This is a genomic window from Peristeroidobacter agariperforans (genome assembly GCF_004138335.1).
Lineage (GTDB): Bacteria > Pseudomonadota > Gammaproteobacteria > Steroidobacterales > Steroidobacteraceae > Steroidobacter > Steroidobacter agariperforans.
The window spans coordinates 2,499,581-2,522,940 of the sequence record NZ_RYFW01000001.1; the positions used below are offsets into that span (position 1 = coordinate 2,499,581).

A 23,360-nucleotide genomic window follows, 5' to 3' on the forward strand; every position below is an offset into this window, starting at 1 on the left:
TCTATCCCTGAGATTTTCGCCGTGCGACAAGATCCTTATCGAATGACGGAGCAGCTGCACTTGCCCGGATCTTCAGCATCGTCCAAACGTGCGAAGCACGAGTCACTGGTCCAACAGCTCATTTCAGGGCTCGAGAGCCGCAGAGTCTCGACGACGCGGATGCGTGAACTGTTCTGCGTCATGCTGCTGCTTGAGTGGGCAAGTGAGAAGCGGGAAGCACTGGACCTCCACCCAACGGCGCACAATGGAGAACCTGAGAGAGCGGATCTCGCCACCGCTCTCTTCTCGAATCTTGACCCCCAGAACTGGTACGGCCCGGAGTCATTGAGGCCGCAACTGGAGAAACTCGGTGTAATGCTGTCTCGGGCCGCCCAGGCATCGGGTTCGCGCCATGCGGGCGCACTTAAGATTCTCGGAGAAGCCGTGTCTAGCGTGGCCCGCCTGCGAGCGGCTGACGTCGAATACGTCAGTTATTCATTCACTCCTCACGAGGATGAGAAAGCCACGCCTTCCCGACTTCTTCAGCTGTTCGACGCCGTCGGCGCTGAGCTGGGGAATAGAGGGCGGCAGTTCTTCACTCCACGAGAATGGGTGCGCAAACTGGTTCGTGACGTTTCAGGGCCGAACTGCGCCATCCGGGGCGCCGACACATCGATGAGCACGGAGCTCTTCCTGGCACGCGTCGCCGAGCACATGGCATCTGTTGTGATCGACGGGAAGAATCAGGAGCGCGATCTTCCCTACGATGCTCGTCTCAACAATCACGAGTTCCTGGTCGGGCTGACGCGCTACGTCCTCAGCGAGGACGACGATGAAGCAGACTCCGGTCTGGCAACGAAGCCATTCGAGTTCGTGCTAACCAATCCCCCGTTTGGGCGCACAATGGCGCGAGCTATTCGCCAGCGCAGCGGCGGCGATGCCACGAGCGTCAGCGCGCCGGAAGCTTTTTTCCTCGAAAGCATCGTGAAAACACTGCGCCCTGGCAGCCGCGCCGCGATCATCGTGCCGGCGGGCTTTCTTACGCGCGAATCCGCTGCGCCGCTCCGGCGCTGGCTTATCGAACGAGGGATTCTCGACACAGTCATTCTGCTACCGCTGGGAATATTTCCTGAGGCTCCGAAGGTCCGGGCGGCGATTCTCAGCCTCGCTTATCACGGAGCGGAGGGTGCGATTCAGATCATCGATGCCTCGGCGCTGGACAGCGCCCGCGAGCCCGCCGTGCGATTTGAAAGAGCCGCGGAGCCTCAGGTGATCAGCCACCTTTTTCACACTCGCGTCGAGGGCGTGGGCGATGGCGTCCCCTGCGAATTCGAATTTCTCGACCGGACGCAGCTCTCCGCCAAGCGATGGAAGATCGAGCTGAGCCGGCAGGCGCTCAAGCGGCCGAGTTGGCTCGACACAGAGCTCGGCAAGCTGCTGGGCGCGCAGCAGCGTATCGTTCTGCTCGAACGACATGCGTGCTTGCGCGTCGGGCTCTACGTGAAGAACAAGTGTCTTGAGTCGGGAGCCCGGCCCGCAGAGTCGATCGGGTATCTGCGAATCTCGGATTACGGCAATTGTCAGATGAAAGAGCCGACGCTCTGGTTTCTGCCCGACAAGGTGAAAGGTTCTGCCGAGTGTCTTTTGGAAGCGGGCGATGTGCTGGTATCGCGCTCCGGCACGATCGGCAAAGCGGTCGTATTCAACATGCTCGAGCAACCTGCGATCGCCTGCATCGGGATCTATGTGGTCAGAACGGATCCGTCGACACTGGACCCAGATTTTCTAGTCGCCTATATCCACTCGGCGTCGTGCCAGCAGCTGCTCCAGATGAGAGCGCAGCGAAGCGTGTATCCGAATCTGAGGAAGGAGAACGTTCTGTCACTCCAAATGCCGTTGCCCTCGCTGAAGGTTCAAAGAAGTGTTGCAGCCGAGGCACGCAAGACCGGCGAGGATCTTCTCGCCTGCCTGGCAAGGGCGCTGGGCACTTCACTGCGAACCGAGCGGACAGGAAGCTGAATCCATGGCACGGAAGCGAACAACCGCTCCGGATGCGGCGGGCGATCTGATCCCTGCCCTTCGCCAGGGGAACACCACGGCAAGGCGTGCGGTCCAGATACTGACTCGCCTGAAACTCGGCTATATAACGCCGACGGCTGCTCAGAAGAAGAAGATCGTGATCGCGTTCGCTAAGCGCGGATGCGTCGTCTATGGCAAGGCGTATGACGTCGTGAGGATTCGCGATGCAGTGAAGGTCGATCTCGACGATCAGGAGTCGATCGAACGGGAGCTCGACTCGCTGATCCTCTACGAGATCAAATCAACGAATAGGAGGTCAATCGGGGCGGACTTCAACAAGTACTTCTTCGCGCTCACGACGGCGGAGCTGCTCGTTGCGCAGAGTCTCAAGAAGCAGTTCCGATTCGTGTTCGTCAATGTGATCAGTGGGCAGCACAGAGAACTGACGCTGCAAGAGGTATTGGCTAAGGCGAGGGGTTTTTATCCCCAATGGAGTATTCTTTTCTAGATGCCCGACTGCAATCCCGCGTCCGCTCAAGGAATGTCCAACCGCCTGAGATACTCGGCTTAAAGGTAGCTCGCGCAAAGCGGCTCGAGATTTCTGTCTCTTGCGGTTCCACCGTTTGGGAGCGGTAACCATGAACGATTTGAAATGCCTGTCGAATCGCCACCTGCTCAAACTGTACGCCGAGCTTATGGCGGAGATGCGGAGACGCGATCTCGTCCGGTCGTCAAACGGTCCTGGCGCAGACATCGCAGAGGGACTTGTCGCAAAGGCTCTGTCGTTGACGCTCAACACGGCCTCTACCGCAGGCTACGACGGTGTTGATCCTCAGGGGCGTAAGATTGAAGTCAAGTGTCGGCGCATAACCCCGCACAATGGATCGCGACAGTTGAGCGCGATACGCAATCTGGAAAGCGCGCATTTCGATTTCTTAGCCGGCGTCCTGTTCAATGAGGACTTCTCGGTGATGCGCGCAGCACTGATACCTTTTGAAGTGGTGAAAGAGCACGCAGTATTCGTGAAGCACACGAATGGCTGGAAATTCGTTCTCCGTGACAGCGTATGGAGGCTTGCGGGCGTGGAAGACATCTCCGAACGCCTGCGCCAGGTACAGCACTGAGTCGCCGAGGGCTACGCAGAGTTCCGCGCGCATCGGGGCCGGGGCCTCGGGGAAGACTTTCAGGTCCGACTTCTTCGATCGCGACTGCCACGCTATGTCCGCTGCTGGCCGGGCCGGAAGCGGAAGTGACGTTGATCGCTAGAACTTGGAGTTTATGCAGACCTGCGGGAGCAGCAACCACTTACGCCCGGCTTTTGTTGCATGTTCCTGCGTTGTGCCAACTGACGCTGATTGTCTGGACTCCAACGCGCGATCGGAATAGTGTCATCCCGCGGCCAGTGATCCGCCCGAGGGCGGCCCCCGTCGGTGCTACCAACACCAACGAGGGCCTAACCACAACGCCTACCAAGAGGCAGTTATGGCTTCCTTCATTATGGCGCACCCGGCGCTTGCGCGGGTATGTGCGCGTGTACCTAACAGAACAAACGGCTTCGCCGTGCTCCACCGAACTTCATCAGGCGGGGCGCGGCCATGAATCAGTGGCGAGAATGCGTTCGAAAGTACTCGCTAGTAGCTTCCAACAATCGTTCCGACCAGCCCAGTTCATGCAGTAGCGCGCCCCGCACAAGGTACGCGCCATGACTCGCGCCAGCCGCGAAGACATGGTCGTCCTCAGCATGGGCCTCAACGCGCTGCTGGCGAGCGTGCGGCAGACCGAGGCATGGTGCCGATCCCAGGGTGACATGGCATTACTCCGTCGCACCCGCCTGCTGATACACGCGATCCTTCTAACCCGTAGCAAGTTCTTCCCAAGCTCAAGCGCCGGCGAAGCGAACGACGACGTCGCCGAAGCGCTCTTCGCCGCCGACGGCCTTCGCGACGCGGCTCAGCAATGTCACGAAGGACAGGCGGCTCTCCACGAACGCCTGATCGGCGGCGCAGAAGCCATCGAGCGGTTGTGCAGTTCACCGCTCCGCAAGAGGTAACAACTCATGGCGGAGAAGGAAACATACGAAGCACTTCCCGCCGGCCGCTCTCTCGAAGAACTCATCGAAGCGGAACGCGCCAACCTCATGCAGATTCAAGGGATGGCGAGGGTTCTGTACGACGTCTTGCTGTATTCCGATGACGATGATGGAACAATGCACGCCGACGTGGCCCAGGTCATCGCGAGGCTGATCGCAGAGTCAGTCGATGCGCTCGAGAAGATCGTCAGGCGCTTTAAGGCTGGCGAGTTCGGCCCGCCACCGAGCAAGGGATCGGGCGGCGCGGACTCCGGAAGTTTGACGTAGAGCGGGCAGGGCGCGCACGTGAGCGACACGCAACCCGCATCACCGAAGTCGCCGCAGATCAAGAAAGAAAGTCGTGCTTATTTCGCCGCGCTCGGAAAGCGCGTCACGCAGCTGCGCAAGTCACGAGGTATGACGCAAGCGGAGCTGGCACGCGCGCTCGGTGTGTCTCAGCAGGCGGTGTTCGCTTACGAAATCGGGGACAGGCGGATTTCCGTCCTCATCCTTCAACGGCTCGCGAGGCTGTTCCGCCTAAACATCGACCAGTTCCTCGGCTTCGCGCCAGAGCCAGTGCACAAGCGACGGCTTTCGCCGAGAGCGATGCGCCACGCGGAGCGCCTCCAGGCGCTGTCCAAAACGCAGCAGCGCTTCGTCGTCCGGATCCTCGATGTGCTCGAGGAGCAGAATAAGAACAGAGGCAACGCCAGCAGGGCGCCACAGGCGCGGAACTGAGCTGACGGGTGCCAGTTGCGCAGGTCGCGACGGAAACGCCGAACACCCGCCGGGACTCCGACCAGAATTCTCCGGCACCCCGGCAACTAGCTGAGAATAATCTTGGATGTTTTGAGCGGTCGGGGTGACTCCATATGTGCTCTATCTGCGATCGCCCGGCGGGTCAGATTCAAGTAGAGGGTTACGTCAGGAGTCGGACACTTCGCTTGCCGAGAGCGGAGTCGCGGGCAATGTTTCTGAGGGGCATTATGTGGCCGAAAGTGCGTCTCGGCCAGCCTCAAACGTGCGCCGTGTTTAGCTCGGCTTCCTCGGGCTCCATCCAGCCAAGGCGTTCGATCTGCGGCCAGTGCAAGCCCACAACGCCGATTGGCATACATGTCGGGGCGGCGGTGGCGAATGCGCACTCGAGGAGTTCCTCGCCATATCGGAGCGCCACTTCCTAGGTCGACATCTCCCACGATTCCGCCTATCTTGCTAGCCAGATCAATAAGCTTGCACTGGCGGATTCGTCAGAATCGTCGCAATGACAAACAAGAAGATGTGGATGGCTAGGGGTGATGGCGGTCGCCTCTACGATGCATTTCAGGACCGCGGAATTATCGCGATAGGCTGGGCGGAGCTAATAAATGCGCAACCCGGAATGTCCAGGAAGGAGCTGGCAGAAATCTACGCGCGAGTCCGGCCGGACTTAAAGCAGGGCACAATCATTTCGGGCGCCTCTCAGGTGTGGCGCTTCATAAATGAAATCACGATCGACGACTTCTGCATAACGTACGACCCAACGGCTCGCAAATACGCGATCGGCAAAGTCACAGGCGACTTCGTTGCTAAGTTGGATCCGCAAGATCGCGGGGTTGCATTGCTTCGCAAGGTCAAGTGGCTAGGCGAGGTTGATCGCGACGATCTAAGTACGCAGACGAAGAACTCCCTCCGGTCGACGCTTACCCTGTTTCAAGTCCCGAGTTCCGCGACCAATGAGGTGTTAGCCGTTCTCAAACGTGGCCCCGCTTAGGCGTAAGTCTTGGAGTCAACGGTAATCAACGAGGAAGTGAAGACGACGAGGCGGTCGTATACCAGCGACCTTCTCGAAGAGACGGAAGCGCGAGCATATGACCAGCTGATTCTGACTCGAAACAGCTCGTGCCGCTGAAGCGCGTATACTGACCGGCCTAGAGGACGATGGCTTCGGCTTGCCAATTAGTCAGCACCCAGATCCGGCATGACCATTTCGAGGGAAGAGGCATCGCTGAGAGATCGCGGATAGAGGTCCTGCCACTGTTGAATTTGCTGGACCGGGAGAATCCCGGAGCGTTGGGAAGTGGTTGTGGAATCATTCGGTTGAGGACCGGGTCATCGACCACCGCAGGCGGCGAGACGAAGCAAATGCGGTTCGAGTGGACTAACTCATCGCGACCACCAATTAGTCCGCGTTAAGGATCGAGCATTGAGCAACTCGCTCGCGATCGCCGGCAGCTTAGTGAGCGCATCCTGTGATTATCTTCGGCAACCTCGCGGATCTAACGGTTGCGCTCATCCGCCCGGCTCTGCAGAGATGAACATCACTCCATGCTTCCATATGCCGATGTGCGCTGTCATTGTCATGCTGATCTGTCGCATACAAGTCTCCTTGTTAGTAGATAAGAAGTTTTATATTCTGCCTGGATGCGTAAGGTCCTCATGGCATGGATCGGGAAGACCGACCTCCGGGCTCCCGCCGAGGGCGAGCTCGTGGGATTGGGTCCGATCGCGCAAGCCATCGAGCAGCGGCCCTTCGACGAGGCCTTCCTGCTCTCCGACTACGAATACGAGCTGGTCCAGCCCTACTTGAGGTGGCTGCGTGGGCGGTCATCGGTGCGTATCGAGGCGCTCGCGGAAAAACTCTCGGGGCCGACGCAGTTTGGCGAGATCTACGAAGCCGCTGTCCGCGGCATCGAGCACGCCCTCGGTGAGCGGCGTGGCAAGACCGAGCTTGCGATGCATCTGAGCCCTGGCACGCCCGCGATGGCAGCGGTGTGGATTATCCTTGGCAAGACGCGCTTCCCCGCTGAGCTAATTGAGTCGTCGCGAGAACACGGCGTGCGCACCGCCTCGGTGCCCTTCGATCTCTCCGCGGAGTTTTTGCCCGACCTACTGCGCGCGCCGGACGAACGCTTGCGCAAAATAAGCGGCGCTGAACCTCCGGAAACCCCCGAGTTTGTCGATGTCATTCACAAGAGCCGCGTCATGGCTCGGTTGGTCGAGCGCGCCCGGCGCGTTGCCATCCGCAACGTCCCGGTACTGATTGAAGGCGAGTCGGGGACGGGCAAGGAGATGCTCGCGCGCGCCATTCACCGCGCAAGCCCACGCCGGGACCGGACCTTCATCGCCGTGAACTGCGGGGCGATCCCGGCTGATCTCGTAGAGTCCGAGCTGTTCGGCCACGAGAAGGGGGCGTTCACGGGAGCCGTCCAACAGCGCAAGGGGCACTTCGAGGCGGCGGATGGCGGCACACTCTTCCTCGACGAGCTGGGCGAACTTCCAGGGCCCGCCCAGGTGAAGCTGCTGCGCGCCATTCAAGAGGGCGAGGTCGTACGGCTGGGTTCCAGTAAGTCCACCAAGGTGGACGTTCGGATCGTTGCCGCCACGAACCGCACGCTCACCGAAGAGATTGCCTCCGGTCGCTTCCGCGAGGACCTCTTCTATCGGCTTGCCGTCGCCGTCCTGCAGATCCCACCACTTCGAGAGAGGTCGGGTGACCTCGGTGTGCTGATCGACCATCTATTAGGGCAGGTGAACCTGGAGTTGGGTGCCGAACCTGGTTTCAAGGAGAAGAAGCTTTCTGCTGGCGCAAGGAACCTTCTTTTGTCCCATCCTTGGCCGGGCAACGTTCGCGAGCTCTTAAACACCCTGCGGCGAGCGGCCATCTGGAGTGACGCGGCCGTGATCTCCTCAGAAGATGTGCGCGAAGCACTCCTCCCGGTGAGCCCTTCAGCGTCGAAGCAGGAAGTCCTCGGGCGCCCACTCGGCGGAGGTCTCAACCTCCCGGATCTCTTGAAAGAAGTGGCACGCCATTACCTCGGGCGAGCAATCGACGAAGCGCACGGTAACAAGACGAAGGCCGCGGAGCTCGTGGGGCTGCCCAGCTACCAGACCCTCTCAAACTGGCTCGCCAAGTACGAGGTGCAGAGCTGATGGCACGAACCTTGAAATGGACTTCGGCATGCTCGCCAACGTCACTAAGGAGAACGTACCGCACATGAAGTCCGAGAACTTCGAGTTCCTCCGGGCGGGCCGTGCGGTTCTGGCTGACCTCGCAGGTTTTGCCGAGCGCTACGCGCACGAAGACCCCGCAAGCTCGCTGATCAAGCAGCGCAGCTTCGTCGAGCATGCAGTGGCGGAGATCTACGTTCGCTATCGGCTGCGCCCACCGTTCTCCGACAACCTCAACGATTTGATGAATGAGACCTCATTCCGCCAGGCCGTTCCCGAGGTTGTCCAGAACAAACTCCATGCAGTGCGCAAGGCGGGGAACCACGCCGCTCATCCTCGGCGGCCGATTACGAGTCAGCTCTCGCTCGAGTGCCTCGCGCAGCTGTTCGATATCGCGCGCTGGTTTCATGTGCAGATCGACGGTGGCAAGCTCGACGCTGTTCCCAAGTTCGTTGCTCCACCGCCGGAAGCTGCGAGCACCGTTAAGGCGCGGGATGCTCTCGAGAAGCTTCGCCTTGCAGAGGCGAAGTACGAGTCGGTGCTCGCCGCGCTGGACGCCGAGACCAAAAAGCGTCTCGATGCCGAACGTGCAGCGACGGAGCACGCCACCGAACTCGAAAAGTTGAAGAACGAAGGCCAGAAGGTCGCTTCGTTCCTCCACTTCAACGAGGAACTCACGCGACGCCGTCTCATCGACCAACAGCTCCTCGCGGCGGGCTGGAATGTCGGTGCGCTCGGTGCGAACACCGAGCAGGTTAAGCAAGAGATGAAGCTCAAGGGGCTACCCACGCCCACCGGTGACGGCTTCGCCGATTACGTGCTCTACGGCGACGACGGCAAACCGCTAGCGGTCATCGAGGCGAAGAAGACCGCCAAAGATGCGCGCCAAGGCGGCGAGCAGGCCCGCCAGTATGCCGACGCCCTCGAGAGAGAAACCGGCATGCGCCCGGTCATCTTCTTTACTAACGGCGTTGACATTTTCTTGTGGGACGACGCGCAGAAGGATCCGTACCGCAAGGTCTACGGCTTCTACTCAAAGGACAGTCTTGAGTACCTCGTCCATCAGCGGCACGGTAAGAAGGTCCTTGCCCACGTTGAGCCGAACCTCGCCATTGCGAACCGCATGTATCAGCTCGAAGCGGTGAAGCGCGTCACCGAGCGATTCGAGCGCAACTTTCGCAAGGCGCTCGTCGTGCAAGCCACTGGCACTGGCAAGACGCGCGTCGCCATCTCGCTGTGTGACGTGCTGATGCGCGCGGGTTGGGTTAAGCGGATCCTCTTCCTCTGCGATCGCAAGGAGCTGCGTCGCCAGGCTGACCGCGTCTTCAAAGAGTTCTTGCCGGGCGAACCGCGCGTGATCGTTGACGCTTCGACCGCCAACGATCGCGACAAGCGCATCTACCTCGCGACGTACCCGGCAATGATGAAAGCCTACGAGGCCTTCGACGTCGGCTTCTTCGATCTGATCATCGCCGACGAGTCCCACCGCAGCATCTACAAGAAGTTCCGCTCGCTCTTCCAGTACTTCGATGCACTCGAGGTCGGCCTCACTGCGACGCCGGTGAAGTTCATCGAACGTAACACCTACGACCTGTTCGCCTGTGAGAACGGTGACCCGACGTCAGCATTCGACTTCCAGCAGGCGATCGAATCCAAGCCGCCCCACCTCGTGCCATTCCGCGTGATGCAGGTGAGCACCAAGTTCTCGCGCGACGGCTTCCGCTACTCACAGATGAGCGAGGCGCAGCGCGCAGAGCTCGAAGACCAGGACCCGCAAGCGCAGTCCGTCGACTACGACAGTGGAGACCTCGACAAGTACTTCTTCAACAAGGACACCACGCGCGCCATCTGGCGGTCGCTGATGGAGGGCGGCCTCCGCGAGGCGACGGGCCAGCATGTCGGCAAAACCATTGTCTTCGCGCGCAACCACCTGCATGCGGTGCACCTCGCCGAGGTTTTCAGTGAGCTATATCCGCAGTACGGCTCGACCTTCTGCCGCGTCATCGACAACCAGGAGCCCAAGGCCGATCAGCTCATCGACGACTTCAAGAATGTCGAGAGCGAGCTGACCATCGCCATCTCGGTCGACATGCTCGACACCGGCATCGACGTGCCCGAGGTGGTGAACCTCGTCTTCGCCAAGCCGATCAAGTCGTATGTGAAGTTCTGGCAGATGATCGGCCGTGGCACACGCCTGCGCAAAGACCTATTCGGGCCGGGCAAAGACAAGACAGAGTTCCTCATTTTCGACCACTGGCAGAATTTCTGGTTCTTTGACGAAAAGTACAAGGAGGCGCAGCCAGCCCCGCAGAAGTCGCTGCTCCAGCACCTCTTCGAGGCACGTGTGGAGCTGCTCCAGACGGCTATTGACAAGATGGACGAGGCCGCCATCGGGATTGCCCAACAGCAAGTGCTCGGCGACATCCGCGCGGTGCGAGACACGAACGCAATCGACGCGCGAGACAAGTGGAAAGAGCTGGAACAGCTCGCGGACGCTGATCGCATCCACCACTTCGCCGCTGCCACCAAGGCCGACCTGCTATCGATCGTCGCCCCACTACAATATCTCCGCAGCATCCGCGGCGACGAGGACGCGTACCGCTTCGACCTATTGATGACGCGCCTCCAAGTGGAGCTGCTCAAAGGCGGACCGAGCGCGCCCAAGGTGCAGGACCTGAAAGGTCGTGTCGAAGAGGCCGTGGAGCTACTAAGTAAGAACCTGCAGCCAGTGAAAGCTAAGGCCGACGCCATCAAACAGGTTCGCAGCAAGGACTTCTGGTCGAGCGTGGAGGTCAACCACCTCGAAGGCCTCAGGAGGGAGCTTCGCTCGGTGATGAAGTACCAGCAGCTTCCTACCACCACGCGCGTGGCGCCGCAGGTCTTCGACGTGACTGACGATGGCCACATCGCGGAGGCATATATCCCGCGCCTTGAGGGGCTCGACCTCGTCGAATACCGCTCGCGCGTCGAGCGTGTGCTTAAGGAGCACTTTTCGAACAACGTCATCTTGCAGCACATTCGCGAAGGCAAGCCCGTGCAGGAGCGCGAGCTCGAAGAGCTGGCCAAGCTAGTGTTGCAGATCGACGATAAGGCCAACGTTAAGCACCTAGCTGGGCACGACCCGGAAACACGGCGGTCGCTGCTCACGGTCTTTCGTGGATTGGTGGGGCTCGCTGCGGCGGCGGTGGAGCAGGCATTCACGGACTTCGTTCACAAGCACCCGCGGCTATCCTCGCAGCAGCTGCGGTTTCTGCAGGTCTTGCAGAACTACATTGCACAGAACGGCGGCATCGAGCTTGAGCGTCTGTACGAGCCCCCGTTCACGACCCTCCACGCAGAAAGCATGGACGGTATCTTCACTAATCCTGGAGACGTCGATGAGCTTCTTGCCATCCTGAGCGTCTTCGAACCCCAGCGGGCGACCTCGAGGGACTTCCCGCCCGCGAGTCAAGCACTATGAGCACACTGACGACACAACAGAAAGGCGATATCGACAAGCTCTGGACCGAGTTCTGGACCGGCGGCATAACCAATCCCCTCACAGTCATTGAGCAGATCTCATTTCTTATGTTCGCGCGGCTGCTCGACGTCATGGAGACAACCGGCGAGCGGCGCGCTGCACGCACAAAGAAGCCATTCAGGGGTCGGTTCAATGGCCCGAACGACCCGCGTCGCTGGAAGAACTTCAAGCAGAAGGACGCGGGCGAGCTCCTGCGCGTGGTGCGCGACGAGGTGTTCCCACACTTCCGCAAGCTCAACGGAGGCACTACTTTCGCCGAGTACATGCAGGACGCGCAGCTCATGGTGCACAAGCCGAGCCTCTTGGTCTCGGCCGTGAACATGATTGACAAGCTGCCGATCACCGACGGCGACGCCAAGGGCGATCTCTACGAGTACCTGCTTAGCAAGCTGACGACGGCCGGCATCAACGGCCAGTTTCGAACGCCACGCCACATCATCCGCTTTATGGTCGAGCTGCTCGAGCCAAAGCCCACTGAGACGATCGGTGACCCGGCGTGCGGCACGGCGGGTTTCCTCGTGGGAGTGATGCAGTACCTCCTCGAGACCCATACCTCGTCGAAAGGCAAGCTGAGGGGAGAGAATGGGGAGGCCATCTTCACGGGCGATCTCCTCGAGCCCTATCGTGACCACATCCAGAACGGGATGTTTCATGGCTTCGACTTCGACGCGACCATGCTCCGCATCGCGTCGATGAACCTGATGCTCCACGGCGTCGACAACCCAGACATCCACTATCAGGACACGCTCTCGAATTCGTTCCCGGAGAAGTTCAGTAAGCAGGCGACCGGCGGGCTCGACGTCATCCTGGCGAACCCGCCCTTCAAGGGCAGCCTCGACGAGGGCGACGTTCATCCAACGCTCACGCAAGCGGTGAAGACAAAGAAGACCGAGCTGCTGTTCCTGGCGCTCATCCTACGCATGCTTAAAAAGGGCGGCCGCAGCGCTACCATCGTTCCGGACGGCGTACTCTTCGGCTCGTCGAAGGCTCACGCGGCGCTCCGAGAGCTGCTGGTAAAGGACAACCAGCTCGAGGCAGTGTTCGCGCTGCCCTCGGGCGTGTTCAAGCCCTACGCGGGCGTATCCACCGCCATCCTCGTGTTCACTAAGGGTGGTAAGACGGATCACGTCTTCTTCTACGACGTCGACGCCGACGGCTACTCGCTCGACGACAAGCGCGATCCGGTCGGCGAGAACGACTTGCCCGATGCACTCGAGCGCTGGCGGAAGCGCAGCGCAAAGAAAGACATCGACCGCACGGCGAAGCACTTCATGGTGCCGGTGGAGGAGATCGAAAGGAAGAGCTTTGACCTGTCGATCAATCGTTACAAAGAAGCGAAGCACGAAGCTGTCGAGTACGACCCGCCGAAGAAAATTGTCGCCAAGCTTCGTGCCCTTGAATCGGAGATCGCTAAGGACCTGAGCGAGTTGGAGGCGATGCTATGATGAGCGTTGTCGAACTCGGTCGCGTAGCTCAGGTGTTCAACGGGAAGACACCGGCCAAGGGCGACCAACGAACCGCAGGCCACCCCGTGCTCAAAATCCGCGACATCGACGAAGACGGTCAGTTTCGTGGTTGCCACGAGTCGTTCGTTGATTCAAGCTTCGCTGAGCAGTTCAGGGAGCGCTTGGTTCGTCGTGGCGACACGTTGATCCTGAACGCGGCTCACAATGCAGACTACGTTGCGTCGAAGATCGCGCTCGCGCTCGAGGGCGTAGAGAACACCCTCGCAACTGGCGAATGGCTCATCGTCCGACCAACCGGTGCCGACGCCCGCTTCGTGCACTATTGGATTCGGTCAGCCGGGACCCGTCGTCGGTTGCGCGATCTCGTCAAAGGAATTCATCTTTACCCCAAAGACGTAGCGCGAATGCTGATGCCGGTTCCGTCGCCGAAAGAACAGCGCCGCATCGCCGACATCCTCGACAAGGCCGACGCCATCCGTCGCAAGTGCAAGGAGGCCATTGCGCTCGCCGAGGAACTGCTGTGCTCGACGTTTTTGGAGATGTTCGGCGACATTCGCGCGAAACGATCTCCTTGGCCGTTTGCGCCTCTTCGGCCTTTCCTTTCCGCTGCAAGCGGGAAGTCCAGCAAACCGGTGTTGGCCGAAATGGAGACTGGCATCCCGATCTATGGTGGAAATGGCATCAATGGGTGGGCCACCAAGGCCTTGTACAACGACCCGGTGGTTGTGGTTGGTCGTGTCGGACAGCAGTGCGGCATCACGCGAATGACGGAGGGGCCGGCGTGGGTTACCGATAACGCCATCGTCGTCACGATCAACCGGCCTGATCTTCTGGACCCCGTGTACGTAACTACGGCGCTTCAAAGCTCTCCGCTGCGAGAATCAGTGATGCGGCTGGACTTACCGTTTATTAACCAGGCCACCATCCTAGACTTTCCGCTCCCGTTGCCACCACTGCGGCGGCAGCAGGAGTTCGCAGAGCTTCGTTGGAAGGTCGTGAGGGCCCAGGAGCGCCTCGCTGCCTCGCTACAATTCTCCCAAGACCTCTTCAATTCCCTCGTCGCCCGCTCGTTCTCCGGTTCGCTGGAGGGCCCGTGCTGACCTCTCTCGAAATCGAGAACTTCAAGGGCATCTCCGCTCGTCAACGCATCGAGTTCGCGCCGCTGACGTTGCTCTTCGGTGCTAATAGCGCCGGCAAGAGCAGCATCCTGCAAGCGCTCGTGTACCTACACGAGCTCATCGAGCGTGGCGAGGCCGACGTTGACCGAACCGAGCTGGGCGGCAACGTTCTGGAGCTCGGCGGCTTCGCTCGTCTCGTCCACAAGCACGAAACGGAGCGCGCCATCGTTCTGCGAGCAGAGTTTGCCACGCCCGCAGGTCTCGAGCGCTTCGGGCGCGACCTCACCGACTTCCCGTTCCCCGACCTCGACGACGACGTGGACAGCGCATGGTTGGAGCTGACCATTCGCTTCGTCACGACCACGAGCTTTCGCGGCCCCATCGTCAAACGTGTCGTGTTCGGCGTGAACGGCGATGTGGAGCCGCTCGTGTGGCTCGAAAGCGGAGCTACGCTGCGCGACGGCGAACCGCTGCATGCTCGCGTGAATCTCGGCCACCCAGTCTTGCCCAGGCAGACTCGCGAGCTATCCGGCGCGATGACGATCGAGGTGGATGGTTCGCAGCAGCCGGTCTCGGCGAAGCATGCGCCTTCAGAGGTTACCGAGACGTGGGAGCAGATCGCCATTCCAGAGGAAGTGCTCCATCGCGCGCTCGGGATAGAAGACGGCGAATACGGCAGTAGCAGCGGAGCGGGCGCAGGACTCGTTGATGGGAGCGGCTTCGGAGACGGACGATTTCTACCCGTGTTCGCGCTCGCTCGCGGGCGCACCTCTGCGCTTCCCGCTCCAAATGAACCTCTTCGAGTAGTGGTGGCAGGCGACATCGAGGGTGACAAGGAAGAGCTCATCTCGCTGAGCCTCAGGCCGCCGTCGGAAGAGACGAAGCAGCAGATCGCTTCATTGAAGGCATCGATCGAACTTCGCGAGCGCGCGGCTCGCGAAGTTCGCACCTTCCTCGAGATGGTAGTTCTTGGCACAACATCTCAGCTTGCGAGCTTCTTGCGCGGCGCCCAGTACATCGGCCCGCTGCGCACGATCCCGCCGCGAGGTTTTCTCTACGAGCGCGCGGGCCGCATCACGAGCTGGGCTGACGGCCTTGCCTCCTGGGACCTGCTCCTTGCCGACCGGCTCACGCTCATCGAGCGCACTAATACGTGGCTTCGAAAACTCGGCGCCGGCTGCCAGGTCGTGGTCCAGCAATTGTTCGACGGAGGCGCGGACGCCGAAGAGCTGTCCGATGGTCACGTCGATCGGACCGTCCGACGGCTCCTCCTCGACACCGGTGCGGGCTCCTTCGTACTCCCCTCCGAAGTAGGCGCCGGTATCTCGCAGCTCATCCCTATAGTCGTGGCGGCCATCGAAGGACGTGGCGGTCTCACGCTCGTCGAACAGCCCGAGATCCATGTGCACCCAGCAGTGCAGGTCGGGCTGGGAGACCTGCTCCTCGACGGCGCAGGTCGCGAAGGGCAGCGACGCATCACCCTCGTCGAAACTCACAGCGAACACCTCCTGCTCCGCGTGATGCGGCGCATGCGTGAGACGCACGAAGGTACGGTTGCTGAGGGCTTGCGGCCGATTGCGCCAGCAGACGTGTCCGTCGTTCTGGTCGAGAAGGACAGCGAGCGAAGCATCACACGCAAGATGCCGCTCAATGAACGCGGCGAACTCGTGAAGGCCTGGCCGGGCGGCTTCTTCGAAGAGGGTCTGCGGGAGGTGCTCTGATGGCCCTGCTCGCCGAGTACGCGATCACACCGGACGTCTTCGACAGTGCGGCTTACAACAGCGAAGAGGTATGCGGGCTGTACCTTCAGGCGCTCAAGGATGTGCTCCTGCACGAGGGCCTCGTGCGGAACCTGCGTAGCGGCGAATGGGCAAAGATATTCGAGGATTCCTCGCGCCCGTGGCACCAGCGAGGCAAGGAACTTCTCAAGAAGTTGCGCGCGCAGAACCGAAGCGTGCTCGTGAATGCGACGCAAGCGACGGCACCCCAGACAGATGCCGAGTGGTGCCTAGAGGCGCTCGGCAGTCATGCATCACGACCGCTCGCCGGCGTGATCGCAACCGAAACGACGGCGGCGCCACATGCCGGCAACGACACTGTGAGCTCGGTGAACCGCCTGACGAGTGCGCCCTGGTGGATAGCTCGCAGTCCGTCGCTGCGCCTGGGCCGTACGCTCACGGAGTACCAAGCGGCGCTCGCTTCGGTCCTGCAACACGCGAACTCGCTAACCTTCATCGATCCGTTTATCGACTTCACCGATCATCACCAGTACGGTGACCTGATCAAGATCTTGGTGAGTCTCCAAGCCCGCTCAATGAAGCCTCTCGTCGAAATACATCGCGTGGCATGGTACGGCGGCGGCAACGACAAGCGCCCTAAGGTGAAGGAGGTGGTCGCGGCGCTGCAACCGTCCATCCAAGCCGTGGCTAAGGCGGCTGGCATCTCGGTGGACGTATTCTTATGGGACGACTTCCACGACCGGTACTTAATCACGGACCTCATTGGGCTTAGTCTCCCGCACGGTTTCGGAACAACCACGGCGCCCAACACGCAGACCACATGGACGCGACTCGGCCGGAATGATCGCGACTCGGTGCAGCGAGAGTTCGATCCTGCGCATCGCCAGCCGCGCCATAAATTCACCGTGAGAGGTACCTGACGGCGATCGATAGGCTCGGTGCCTCTTCGGTGGAAGTGCTGGCCCGTGTCTATTGCTCAGCGAATAGAGCGGTCGATTCGACCGGCCGCAGACCACGCACAGTACCGTCAGGTTGAGCTCGGCGCAGTTGTCTATCTGCCTTACGGGATCGATTTGCGCCGTCCGAGCGCGAGCCCTTTTGTTTGCATGTACCCGCTGAGGAGTGCGGCTACGGTATTAGCCAACCTATGGCCAGCAGCCAAGCATCTCATATCAGGCACGACTCCTGTGTCGAATCCTCGACGTGCCGGAGGACCACAACAAGAACAGCGGCAATGCCGGCAGCGCGCCGCAGTTGCGGAAGTAGGAAGATGGGTCAGATGGGAGGCCGTGGCGGGTGATTACAGTTGTCCTGGGCTGCGGATGCCCTCCGAACGCGCCGATCACGTACACGGAGGGAGCGCATCACCTGTATTTCGAAACGGAGCGGATTGCCCTCAGCGTGGTAGATTCCCCAGCGGCGCGCTCATCGCCTGTGAATCAAGTACCGGTGAAGTATGGAGAACAAGACGATTCGAGATGCCCTGCGTGGCTTTGTGACCAACGCGGAGGGAATGCATGATTATCAGTGTGAGATTGGTTCAATAATAATCAACGGCGGGGCAATCGAGCTGTTGATTGATGTCATGATTCAAGAGCTGATGCCGGAAGGGGAGCGACCGCCCATTGAAGAACTCCGAGATGGCATGTTTGCAAGAAGGAGAAGCAAGCTGGTTCAGCTCGTGGGCAAGTCCGCGCTTTCGAGCGGGCTGAAAAGCGAACTGACGACCGCCTTGGAAAAAGCAGAAGCAATCATGAGAGTCCGGAACATTATTGCGCATGGACCCATGGTCGTCGTCTATGAGGGGGAGCCTGAGGCAGGGAAGCCTAAGGGTCTTGCCTTTCTAATGTTGAAAGATTCAAAGAATATGATGACGCCATATGCTGATATCGAAGGGCTACGAAGAACAACGGCAAACGTGTACGACGTCGCGAGAGAGCTGGAAGCCTTGCTGTCAAAAATGACTGAGGAGATGGCGGCGAAGCCTTGACCGCGTGCTGAATACACTGCGTTTAGAGGAGCCCTTGCCGCAATAAGAACAGCGGCAAGGCAGCGCACCGCAGGCGCGGAACTAAGCTGGCGGGTGTCAGTTTGCGCAGGTCGCGCCAGAACGCCGAACACCCCACTCGGACCCCGAGCAGAGTTACGCCGGAACCCCAGCATTGATCCGAGAAAAAAATCGAATGTTTTGAATGGTCGGGGTGACAGGATTTGAACCTGCGACCTATACGTCCCGAACGTAGCGCTCTACCAGGCTGAGCTACACCCCGAAGAAGGACTGGGCTGGCGGATCAGTAGGAGCGCCCCACCGCAAACTCCGCCAATTCGCGCAAGGCTTGCTTATACGCCGAGTCGGGCAATACGGCGATTGCGTCGATGGCGAGGGCGGCCTCCCGCCGCGCGAGCCGCGCAGTGTACGCAAGGCCCCCGGTAGATTCAATTGCGGCGGTGATGTCTGCGAGTCGAGCGATGCTGCCTTCCTCGATGCTGTGCCGGATGAGCACGCGCTGCTCCTCGGTCCCGGTGCGGAGCGCATATATAAGAGGAAGGGTGGGCTTGCCCTCGGCCAGGTCATCGCCCAGGTTTTTGCCCAGTTCCGCGCTGTTTGACCGGTAATCCAGTACGTCATCGACCAGCTGGAAGGCCGTGCCCAGGTGGCGGCCGTAGGCCGCCATCGCGGCTTCAACCTCAACAGAAGCGCCAGCCAGGAGCGCGGCGATCTGCGCGCCGGCTTCGAAGAGCTTGGCAGTCTTCCGATAGATCACCTCGAAATACCGCTCCTCGGTGGTGTCCGGGTCGTTGGCGTTCAGGAGCTGCAGCACCTCGCCCTCGGCGATCTTGTTGGTGGCGCTGGCCATCACGGCCATGATCTTCATGCTCTCCAGGGACACCATCATTTCGAAGGAACGCGAGTAGACGTAATCGCCCACCAGCACGCTCGCTTCGTTGCCCCACACTTCGTTCGCGGTATCGCGACCGCGGCGGAGTTTGGAGCCGTCGACCACGTCGTCGTGGAGCAGGGTGGCGGTGTGAATGAACTCGATGATCGCCGCGGCTTCGGAATGCAGCGCTCCCCGATAGCCGCAGGCACGAGCGACGACCACGACCAGCAAGGGCCGTAGGCGTTTGCCGCCGCTGCCGACGATGTATTCGGCGATCTGGTTGACCAGGACTACGTCGCTGGCGAGACGATTGCGGATGACCACATCGACCTGTCGCAGGTCGTCTTCGACCAGCGCTTTGACGGACTCGAAGCTCATGGATTCCAAGGGGAAATAGCCGGACGCGCGAATGGTAGCCCATCACGGGCGCAAGCTGTCGCATGTCACAGACTTAGTTCTGTTCACTGCCTTCATGAGGCCGTGAAAGGCATGAAATCTGCGTGTAAAGTGCCCGGCCGCGCCTGTGCTCGCCGCCGCGAACATGAGACGAATTCCGACGGGAAAGCCCTCGGAAGGGCATTTCGAGGCAGTTTTTGGCCTGGATGCGGCTTCGGCTGTTGCTTAGAACCCGTCCGCTCCGTACACTTCACGCCCTTTTCAGCCGGGGTCTTCCCGGTCCCCGGAGCTTGGGTCAAACATGTACGCCGTCATTTCCACGGGTGGTAAGCAGTATCGCGTCAGCGAAGGCCAGGTCGTGCGCGTCGAGAAGCTCGATGCCGAGGCTGGCGCCAATGTCGAGTTCGACAAGGTGCTGCTGGTCGGTTCGGGCGATCAGGTCAAGATCGGCGCGCCGTTCCTGAGCGGCGGCAAGGTGACTGGCACCGTGCAGAGCCACGGCAAGGGCGATAAGAAAGTCATCGTCAAATTCCGTCGCCGCAAGCATTACCTGCGCCAGGGCACGCACCGTCAGCCGTTCACGGAAGTGAAGGTGACGGGCATCGTCGGCGGCTAACCCTTTTATTGATTTTGGAGAGCACACGCCATGGCACATAAAAAGGCAGGCGGCAGTACCAAGAACGGCCGCGATTCAGAGTCCAAGCGACTCGGTATCAAGAAGTTTGGCGGCGAGCACGTGATCGCCGGCAACATCCTCGTCCGCCAGCGCGGCACTGTGTATCGCGCCGGTGACGGCGTCGGCACCGGCACGGACTACACCCTGTTCGCGACGACCGAAGGTCGCGTGGTGTTCCGCAAGCGCGGCGTCGAGCAGAAGACGTTCGTGAGTGTCGTCTCCGAGTAATCGGGACAGCGCTTTCGCAAGACCGAAAGAGCCCCGGCCCGCGCCGGGGCTCTTTTTTTAAGCCCTCCGCGCACCCAAACTAGCAACATGCGTTTCGTCGACGAAGCCACGATCAAGGTTCAAGCCGGTAACGGCGGGCGCGGCTGCGCGAGCTTTCGTCGCGAGAAGTTCATTCCGTTCGGCGGCCCCGACGGCGGCGATGGCGGCAAGGGCGCGGACATCTATCTTGTCGGCAAGGCCGGTATCAACACGCTCGCCGACTTTCGCTACAACCGCGCCTTCCGGGCGCCGCATGGCACCGCAGGCTCGGGCAATGACTGCACCGGCGCTAGTGGCACCGACCTGATCGTCGAAGTGCCGATTGGCACTGTGGTCATCGATGTGGACACGGAAGAGCAGCTGGGGGACATCACCGAACCGGGCCAGCGCTTGCTGGTCGGCAAGGGCGGCAAGGGCGGTTGGGGCAACACGCGGTTCAAATCCAGCACCAATCGCACGCCGCGCAAGGCGATGCCCGGTCTTCCGGGCGAGAAGCGCGATCTTCGGCTGGAGCTGAAAGTCATGGCCGACATCGGGCTGCTCGGATTGCCGAATGCCGGTAAATCAACGCTGATTCGTGCGGTTTCGGCGGCGAAGCCGAAAGTTGCCGACTATCCGTTCACAACGCTGCACCCGAACCTCGGTGTGGTCCGAGTCGGTGTCCATCGCAGCTTTGTCATGGCGGACATCCCGGGTCTGATCGAAGGTGCGGCCGAAGGCGCGGGCCTTGGAATTCAGTTCCTGAAGCACCTCCAGCGCACCCGAGTGCTGCTGCACCTGATCGACGTGAGCCCACCCGATCCGGAGGCCGATCCGGTGAAGGATGCCCGCTCGATCATCGCCGAATTGAAGAAGTTCAGCGCCGAGTTGGCGGAGAAAGAGCGCTGGCTGGTGCTGAACAAGGTGGACCTGTTGCCCGCGGATCAGGCCGATAAGGTCTGCAAGGACATTGTCCGTCGGCTGCGCTGGAAGGGGCCGGTGTATCGGATCTCGGGGCTCGCGCATCTGGGTACGCAAGAGCTGTGCGAGTCCATCATGAAGCGGCTGGAAGAGATCGACGCGCCGAGCGAGGCGGAGGCCGGCTAAACACGTCCATCCAAGCGGTGGCGCCAAATAAAAAAGCCGGGCAAAGCCCGGCTTTTTTGCATTCGAGTTCAGCTGTCGGCTTAGCCGGCCGACGTTTCCTTCACGCGCGCATTCAAGGCGCTCTTATGGCGAGAAGCCTTGTTGCGATGGATCAGGCCCTTGTTCACGGCCGAGTCGATGATCGGGCCGGCGGCCTTCAACTTGGCGACGGCGGTTTCTTTGTCGCCGGCTTCCACCGCATTCACGACGCCCTTGATGGCAGTACGCAGCTTCGAGCGGCCAGCCACGTTACGGGCACGGCGCTTGACGGTCTGGCGGGCGCGCTTTTCGGCGGACTTGATATTGGCCACGGTCGTGAAGGCTCCAAAAAAGAGGCCGCGAATTCTGCCGGCCGATCAGCCGTAAGGCAAGGGCAAAGTGCTTCCGAACCACGAATTTTGACCAGTTCAGGCCATCGCCGCCAGCATTGACCTGATTTTGCCCTCTCAGCGGACGCTTATCGCCCGTCGTTCGCCATAGTCCGGAGCGAGGCTGGAAGTCCGTCAGCGCTGACTGACGTCCGGTACCATTGCCGCCCCATGACCCCAGCCTCGCCCACCTCGCTCGAGCCCGGCCACCCATGAGCCGCGGCTTTTTTCGTAGCACCGCCATCGTCGGAATTACCACGCTGCTGTCCCGGATCACGGGGCTGGTGCGGGACGTCGTCCAGGCCGTGATGATCCCGGCGGTGTATCTGGAGGTGTACGTCCTCGCCAATCAGATCCCCAACCTGCTGCGACGATTGTTTGCCGAAGGTGCGTTCTCGCAGGCCTTCGTGCCGGTGGTCGCCGAGTACAAGGCGAATCGCTCAAAAGAAGATGTGCGCGAGCTGGTCGACTCCGTCTCCGGCACGTTGGGCGCATTTCTCGCCGTCGTTTCGGTGATCGGCGTGATCGCCGCGCCGGTCATCGTGGCCGTCTGCGCGCCGGGTTTCACCACGAAAGAGGTGGGCCAGTTCGGACTTGCCGTGGAGATGCTTCGCTGGACGTTTCCTTATCTGCTGTTCGTCTCTCTGACTGCGCTCGCCGGCGGCGTGCTCAACAGCTATCAACAGTTCGCGCTGCCGGCATTCACGTCGGTGGTGCTGAACATCGTTTTGATCGTATTCGCGGCGTATGTATCGCCGTACTTCGAGACGCCGGTCGTGGCGCTCGCCGTCGGGGTGTTCGTCGGTGGCGTGATCCAGCTGATCATTCAAATCCCGGCGTTGATCAAGCTCGGCGTGATCCGTCGTCCGCACTGGAATTGGCAGCACGAGGCCGTAAAGCGCATTGCCCGGCTCATGGGGCCGGCCATCGTCGGCTCATCGATGGGGCAGCTCAGCGTAATGATCAGCTCGGGTATCGCCTCGTTGCTGGCGGACGGCAGCATGACGTGGCTGTACTACGCGGACCGCTTGGTCGAGTTTCCGCTCGGCGTGTTCAGCATTGCGCTTGCCACCGTGATCCTGCCGAGCTTGTCGTCCCAGCACGCGCGCAAGTCACCGGATGAATTTTCGGCGACGCTCGCGTGGGCGGTGCGTCTGGTCTGTCTTATCGTGATCCCGGCGTCCGTCGCGATGTTCGCGATGTCGGGGCCGTTGACCGTCGCACTGCTGCACTATGGCCAGTTCAAGGCCACAGACGTTGTGATGACGCGCATGGCGCTGATGGCCTTTTCCCTGGCGCTGCTCGGTTGGAGCCTGATCAAGGTGCTCGCGACCGGCTACTACGCCCAGCAAAACACCAAAGGTCCGGTGAAGGTCGCGATGCGTGCGCTCGGCGTGACGATGGTCCTGAATGTGATTGTGGTCGTCGCGCTATGGCTGACCGGAAACCTCAAGACACCGGGTGCGCACACGCTGCTCGCCCTGACCAACGGCGTCGGCGCCATCATGAATGCCGGCTTGCTCTATCTGGGGCTATTGCGCAGCCAGGTCCTCCGGCGCGGCCAGGCCATGCGGGGTCTGCTGATCCGCATCGCGCTGGCGAGCGCCCTCATGGCCGCGTTCCTGTGGTGGTTCGGCGGCGATATCGCCACCTGGCTGGTCACCCCGACTCTCCAGCGCGTGGTGTGGCTGGCCGGACTGGTGGTCGGCGGAATCGGGGTTTATTTTGCGGCGTTGTGGGTGATGGGCGTACGCGCCGGCCAGTTCCGACTGCAGTCGCCCGCGACTTCCCTATAATGCTTCACTTCATG

Annotated in this window: 20 protein-coding genes and 1 tRNA gene; 18 read left to right on the forward strand and 3 right to left on the reverse strand. The window is 60.8% G+C overall.

Annotation, left to right across the window (positions count from 1 at the left end; genetic code table 11):
* The first annotated feature begins 423 nt into the window (after positions 1-423).
* The 14 genes from EK373_RS10895 to EK373_RS10960 all read left to right on the forward strand — a co-directional run bounded on the left by EK373_RS10895 (position 424) and on the right by EK373_RS10960 (position 17,826).
* Positions 424-1,998, forward strand: coding sequence for an N-6 DNA methylase (locus tag EK373_RS10895; RefSeq protein ID WP_198683215.1), 1,575 nt, complete (start codon positions 424-426; stop codon positions 1,996-1,998).
* A 4-nt stretch (positions 1,999-2,002) separates the two neighbouring features.
* Complete coding sequence (locus EK373_RS10900) at positions 2,003-2,506, forward strand: hypothetical protein (protein ID WP_129642678.1); 504 nt, start codon at positions 2,003-2,005, stop codon at positions 2,504-2,506.
* A 130-nt stretch (positions 2,507-2,636) separates the two neighbouring features.
* Complete coding sequence (locus EK373_RS10905; protein WP_129642679.1) at positions 2,637-3,122, forward strand: DUF6998 domain-containing protein; 486 nt, start codon at positions 2,637-2,639, stop codon at positions 3,120-3,122.
* A 578-nt stretch (positions 3,123-3,700) separates the two neighbouring features.
* Entirely contained in the window at positions 3,701-4,048 is a 348-nt protein-coding gene (locus tag EK373_RS10910) for a hypothetical protein (RefSeq protein WP_129642680.1), read from the forward strand.
* A 6-nt stretch (positions 4,049-4,054) separates the two neighbouring features.
* Complete coding sequence (locus EK373_RS10915; RefSeq protein ID WP_129642681.1) at positions 4,055-4,354, forward strand: hypothetical protein; 300 nt, start codon at positions 4,055-4,057, stop codon at positions 4,352-4,354.
* Positions 4,355-4,372: 18 nt separating this feature from the next.
* Complete coding sequence (locus EK373_RS10920) at positions 4,373-4,804, forward strand: helix-turn-helix domain-containing protein (protein WP_269813412.1); 432 nt, start codon at positions 4,373-4,375, stop codon at positions 4,802-4,804.
* Positions 4,805-5,327: 523 nt separating this feature from the next.
* A complete protein-coding gene (locus EK373_RS10925; protein WP_129642683.1) occupies positions 5,328-5,816 on the forward strand; it encodes a restriction endonuclease in 489 nt (162 codons plus the stop codon).
* Between the two features lie 665 nt (positions 5,817-6,481).
* Entirely contained in the window at positions 6,482-7,975 is a 1,494-nt protein-coding gene (locus EK373_RS10930; RefSeq protein WP_198683216.1) for a sigma-54 interaction domain-containing protein, read from the forward strand.
* 16 nt (positions 7,976-7,991) lie between these two features.
* Positions 7,992-11,453, forward strand: a complete 3,462-nt coding sequence (locus EK373_RS10935) for a DEAD/DEAH box helicase family protein (RefSeq protein ID WP_129642685.1) — start codon at positions 7,992-7,994, stop codon at positions 11,451-11,453.
* Positions 11,450-12,958, forward strand: coding sequence for a type I restriction-modification system subunit M (locus EK373_RS10940; protein ID WP_129642686.1), 1,509 nt, complete (start codon positions 11,450-11,452; stop codon positions 12,956-12,958). Before EK373_RS10935 ends, EK373_RS10940 begins: the two co-directional genes overlap by 4 nt.
* Entirely contained in the window at positions 12,955-14,079 is a 1,125-nt protein-coding gene (locus tag EK373_RS10945; RefSeq protein ID WP_129642687.1) for a restriction endonuclease subunit S domain-containing protein, read from the forward strand. Before EK373_RS10940 ends, EK373_RS10945 begins: the two co-directional genes overlap by 4 nt.
* Positions 14,073-15,818, forward strand: coding sequence for an AAA family ATPase (locus EK373_RS10950; RefSeq protein WP_198683218.1), 1,746 nt, complete (start codon positions 14,073-14,075; stop codon positions 15,816-15,818). Before EK373_RS10945 ends, EK373_RS10950 begins: the two co-directional genes overlap by 7 nt.
* Positions 15,818-16,756, forward strand: coding sequence for a hypothetical protein (locus tag EK373_RS10955; protein WP_129642689.1), 939 nt, complete (start codon positions 15,818-15,820; stop codon positions 16,754-16,756). The genes EK373_RS10950 and EK373_RS10955 overlap by 1 nt, the downstream gene beginning before the upstream one ends.
* Before the next feature lie 536 nt (positions 16,757-17,292).
* A complete protein-coding gene (locus EK373_RS10960; protein ID WP_129642690.1) occupies positions 17,293-17,826 on the forward strand; it encodes a hypothetical protein in 534 nt (177 codons plus the stop codon).
* 203 nt (positions 17,827-18,029) lie between these two features.
* On the opposite strand, the gene EK373_RS10965 is transcribed toward EK373_RS10960, so the two are convergent.
* A tRNA-Pro gene (locus tag EK373_RS10965) sits at positions 18,030-18,106 on the reverse strand.
* A 21-nt stretch (positions 18,107-18,127) separates the two neighbouring features.
* The gene (ispB, locus tag EK373_RS10970; RefSeq protein ID WP_129642691.1) at positions 18,128-19,096 is read right to left on the reverse strand and encodes an octaprenyl diphosphate synthase; all 969 of its coding nucleotides are present in this window, start codon (positions 19,094-19,096) and stop codon (positions 18,128-18,130) included.
* A gap of 319 nt (positions 19,097-19,415) precedes the next feature.
* Between ispB and rplU the strand changes: the two genes are divergently transcribed.
* The 3 genes from rplU (at position 19,416) to cgtA (ending at position 21,143) form a co-directional block, all read left to right on the forward strand.
* Entirely contained in the window at positions 19,416-19,730 is a 315-nt protein-coding gene (gene rplU, locus EK373_RS10975; protein WP_129642692.1) for a 50S ribosomal protein L21, read from the forward strand.
* Positions 19,731-19,760: 30 nt separating this feature from the next.
* Positions 19,761-20,018, forward strand: coding sequence for a 50S ribosomal protein L27 (gene rpmA / locus EK373_RS10980; RefSeq protein ID WP_129642693.1), 258 nt, complete (start codon positions 19,761-19,763; stop codon positions 20,016-20,018).
* A gap of 87 nt (positions 20,019-20,105) precedes the next feature.
* Positions 20,106-21,143: an Obg family GTPase CgtA gene (gene cgtA, locus EK373_RS10985; RefSeq protein WP_129642694.1), complete on the forward strand. Its 1,038-nt coding sequence runs from the start codon at positions 20,106-20,108 to the stop codon at positions 21,141-21,143.
* Between the two features lie 80 nt (positions 21,144-21,223).
* On the opposite strand, the gene rpsT is transcribed toward cgtA, so the two are convergent.
* Positions 21,224-21,493: a 30S ribosomal protein S20 gene (rpsT, locus tag EK373_RS10990; protein WP_129642695.1), complete on the reverse strand. Its 270-nt coding sequence runs from the start codon at positions 21,491-21,493 to the stop codon at positions 21,224-21,226.
* A 269-nt stretch (positions 21,494-21,762) separates the two neighbouring features.
* Between rpsT and murJ the strand changes: the two genes are divergently transcribed.
* Positions 21,763-23,346, forward strand: a complete 1,584-nt coding sequence (gene murJ, locus EK373_RS10995; RefSeq protein ID WP_129642696.1) for a murein biosynthesis integral membrane protein MurJ — start codon at positions 21,763-21,765, stop codon at positions 23,344-23,346.
* The last annotated feature ends 14 nt before the right edge of the window (positions 23,347-23,360 follow it).

Coding starts and splice junctions, on each gene's coding strand:
- EK373_RS10900 (WP_129642678.1), top strand. CDS start 2,003: ATGGCACGGAAGCGAACAACCGCTCCGGATGCGGCGGGCGATCTGATC.
- EK373_RS10905 (WP_129642679.1), top strand. CDS start 2,637: ATGAACGATTTGAAATGCCTGTCGAATCGCCACCTGCTCAAACTGTAC.
- EK373_RS10910 (WP_129642680.1), top strand. CDS start 3,701: ATGACTCGCGCCAGCCGCGAAGACATGGTCGTCCTCAGCATGGGCCTC.
- EK373_RS10915 (WP_129642681.1), top strand. CDS start 4,055: ATGGCGGAGAAGGAAACATACGAAGCACTTCCCGCCGGCCGCTCTCTC.
- EK373_RS10925 (WP_129642683.1), top strand. CDS start 5,328: ATGACAAACAAGAAGATGTGGATGGCTAGGGGTGATGGCGGTCGCCTC.
- EK373_RS10930 (WP_198683216.1), top strand. CDS start 6,482: ATGGCATGGATCGGGAAGACCGACCTCCGGGCTCCCGCCGAGGGCGAG.
- EK373_RS10935 (WP_129642685.1), top strand. CDS start 7,992: ATGGACTTCGGCATGCTCGCCAACGTCACTAAGGAGAACGTACCGCAC.
- EK373_RS10940 (WP_129642686.1), top strand. CDS start 11,450: ATGAGCACACTGACGACACAACAGAAAGGCGATATCGACAAGCTCTGG.
- EK373_RS10945 (WP_129642687.1), top strand. CDS start 12,955: ATGATGAGCGTTGTCGAACTCGGTCGCGTAGCTCAGGTGTTCAACGGG.
- EK373_RS10955 (WP_129642689.1), top strand. CDS start 15,818: ATGGCCCTGCTCGCCGAGTACGCGATCACACCGGACGTCTTCGACAGT.
- EK373_RS10960 (WP_129642690.1), top strand. CDS start 17,293: ATGGAGAACAAGACGATTCGAGATGCCCTGCGTGGCTTTGTGACCAAC.
- ispB (WP_129642691.1), bottom strand. CDS start 19,096: ATGAGCTTCGAGTCCGTCAAAGCGCTGGTCGAAGACGACCTGCGACAG.
- rplU (WP_129642692.1), top strand. CDS start 19,416: ATGTACGCCGTCATTTCCACGGGTGGTAAGCAGTATCGCGTCAGCGAA.
- rpmA (WP_129642693.1), top strand. CDS start 19,761: ATGGCACATAAAAAGGCAGGCGGCAGTACCAAGAACGGCCGCGATTCA.
- cgtA (WP_129642694.1), top strand. CDS start 20,106: ATGCGTTTCGTCGACGAAGCCACGATCAAGGTTCAAGCCGGTAACGGC.
- murJ (WP_129642696.1), top strand. CDS start 21,763: ATGAGCCGCGGCTTTTTTCGTAGCACCGCCATCGTCGGAATTACCACG.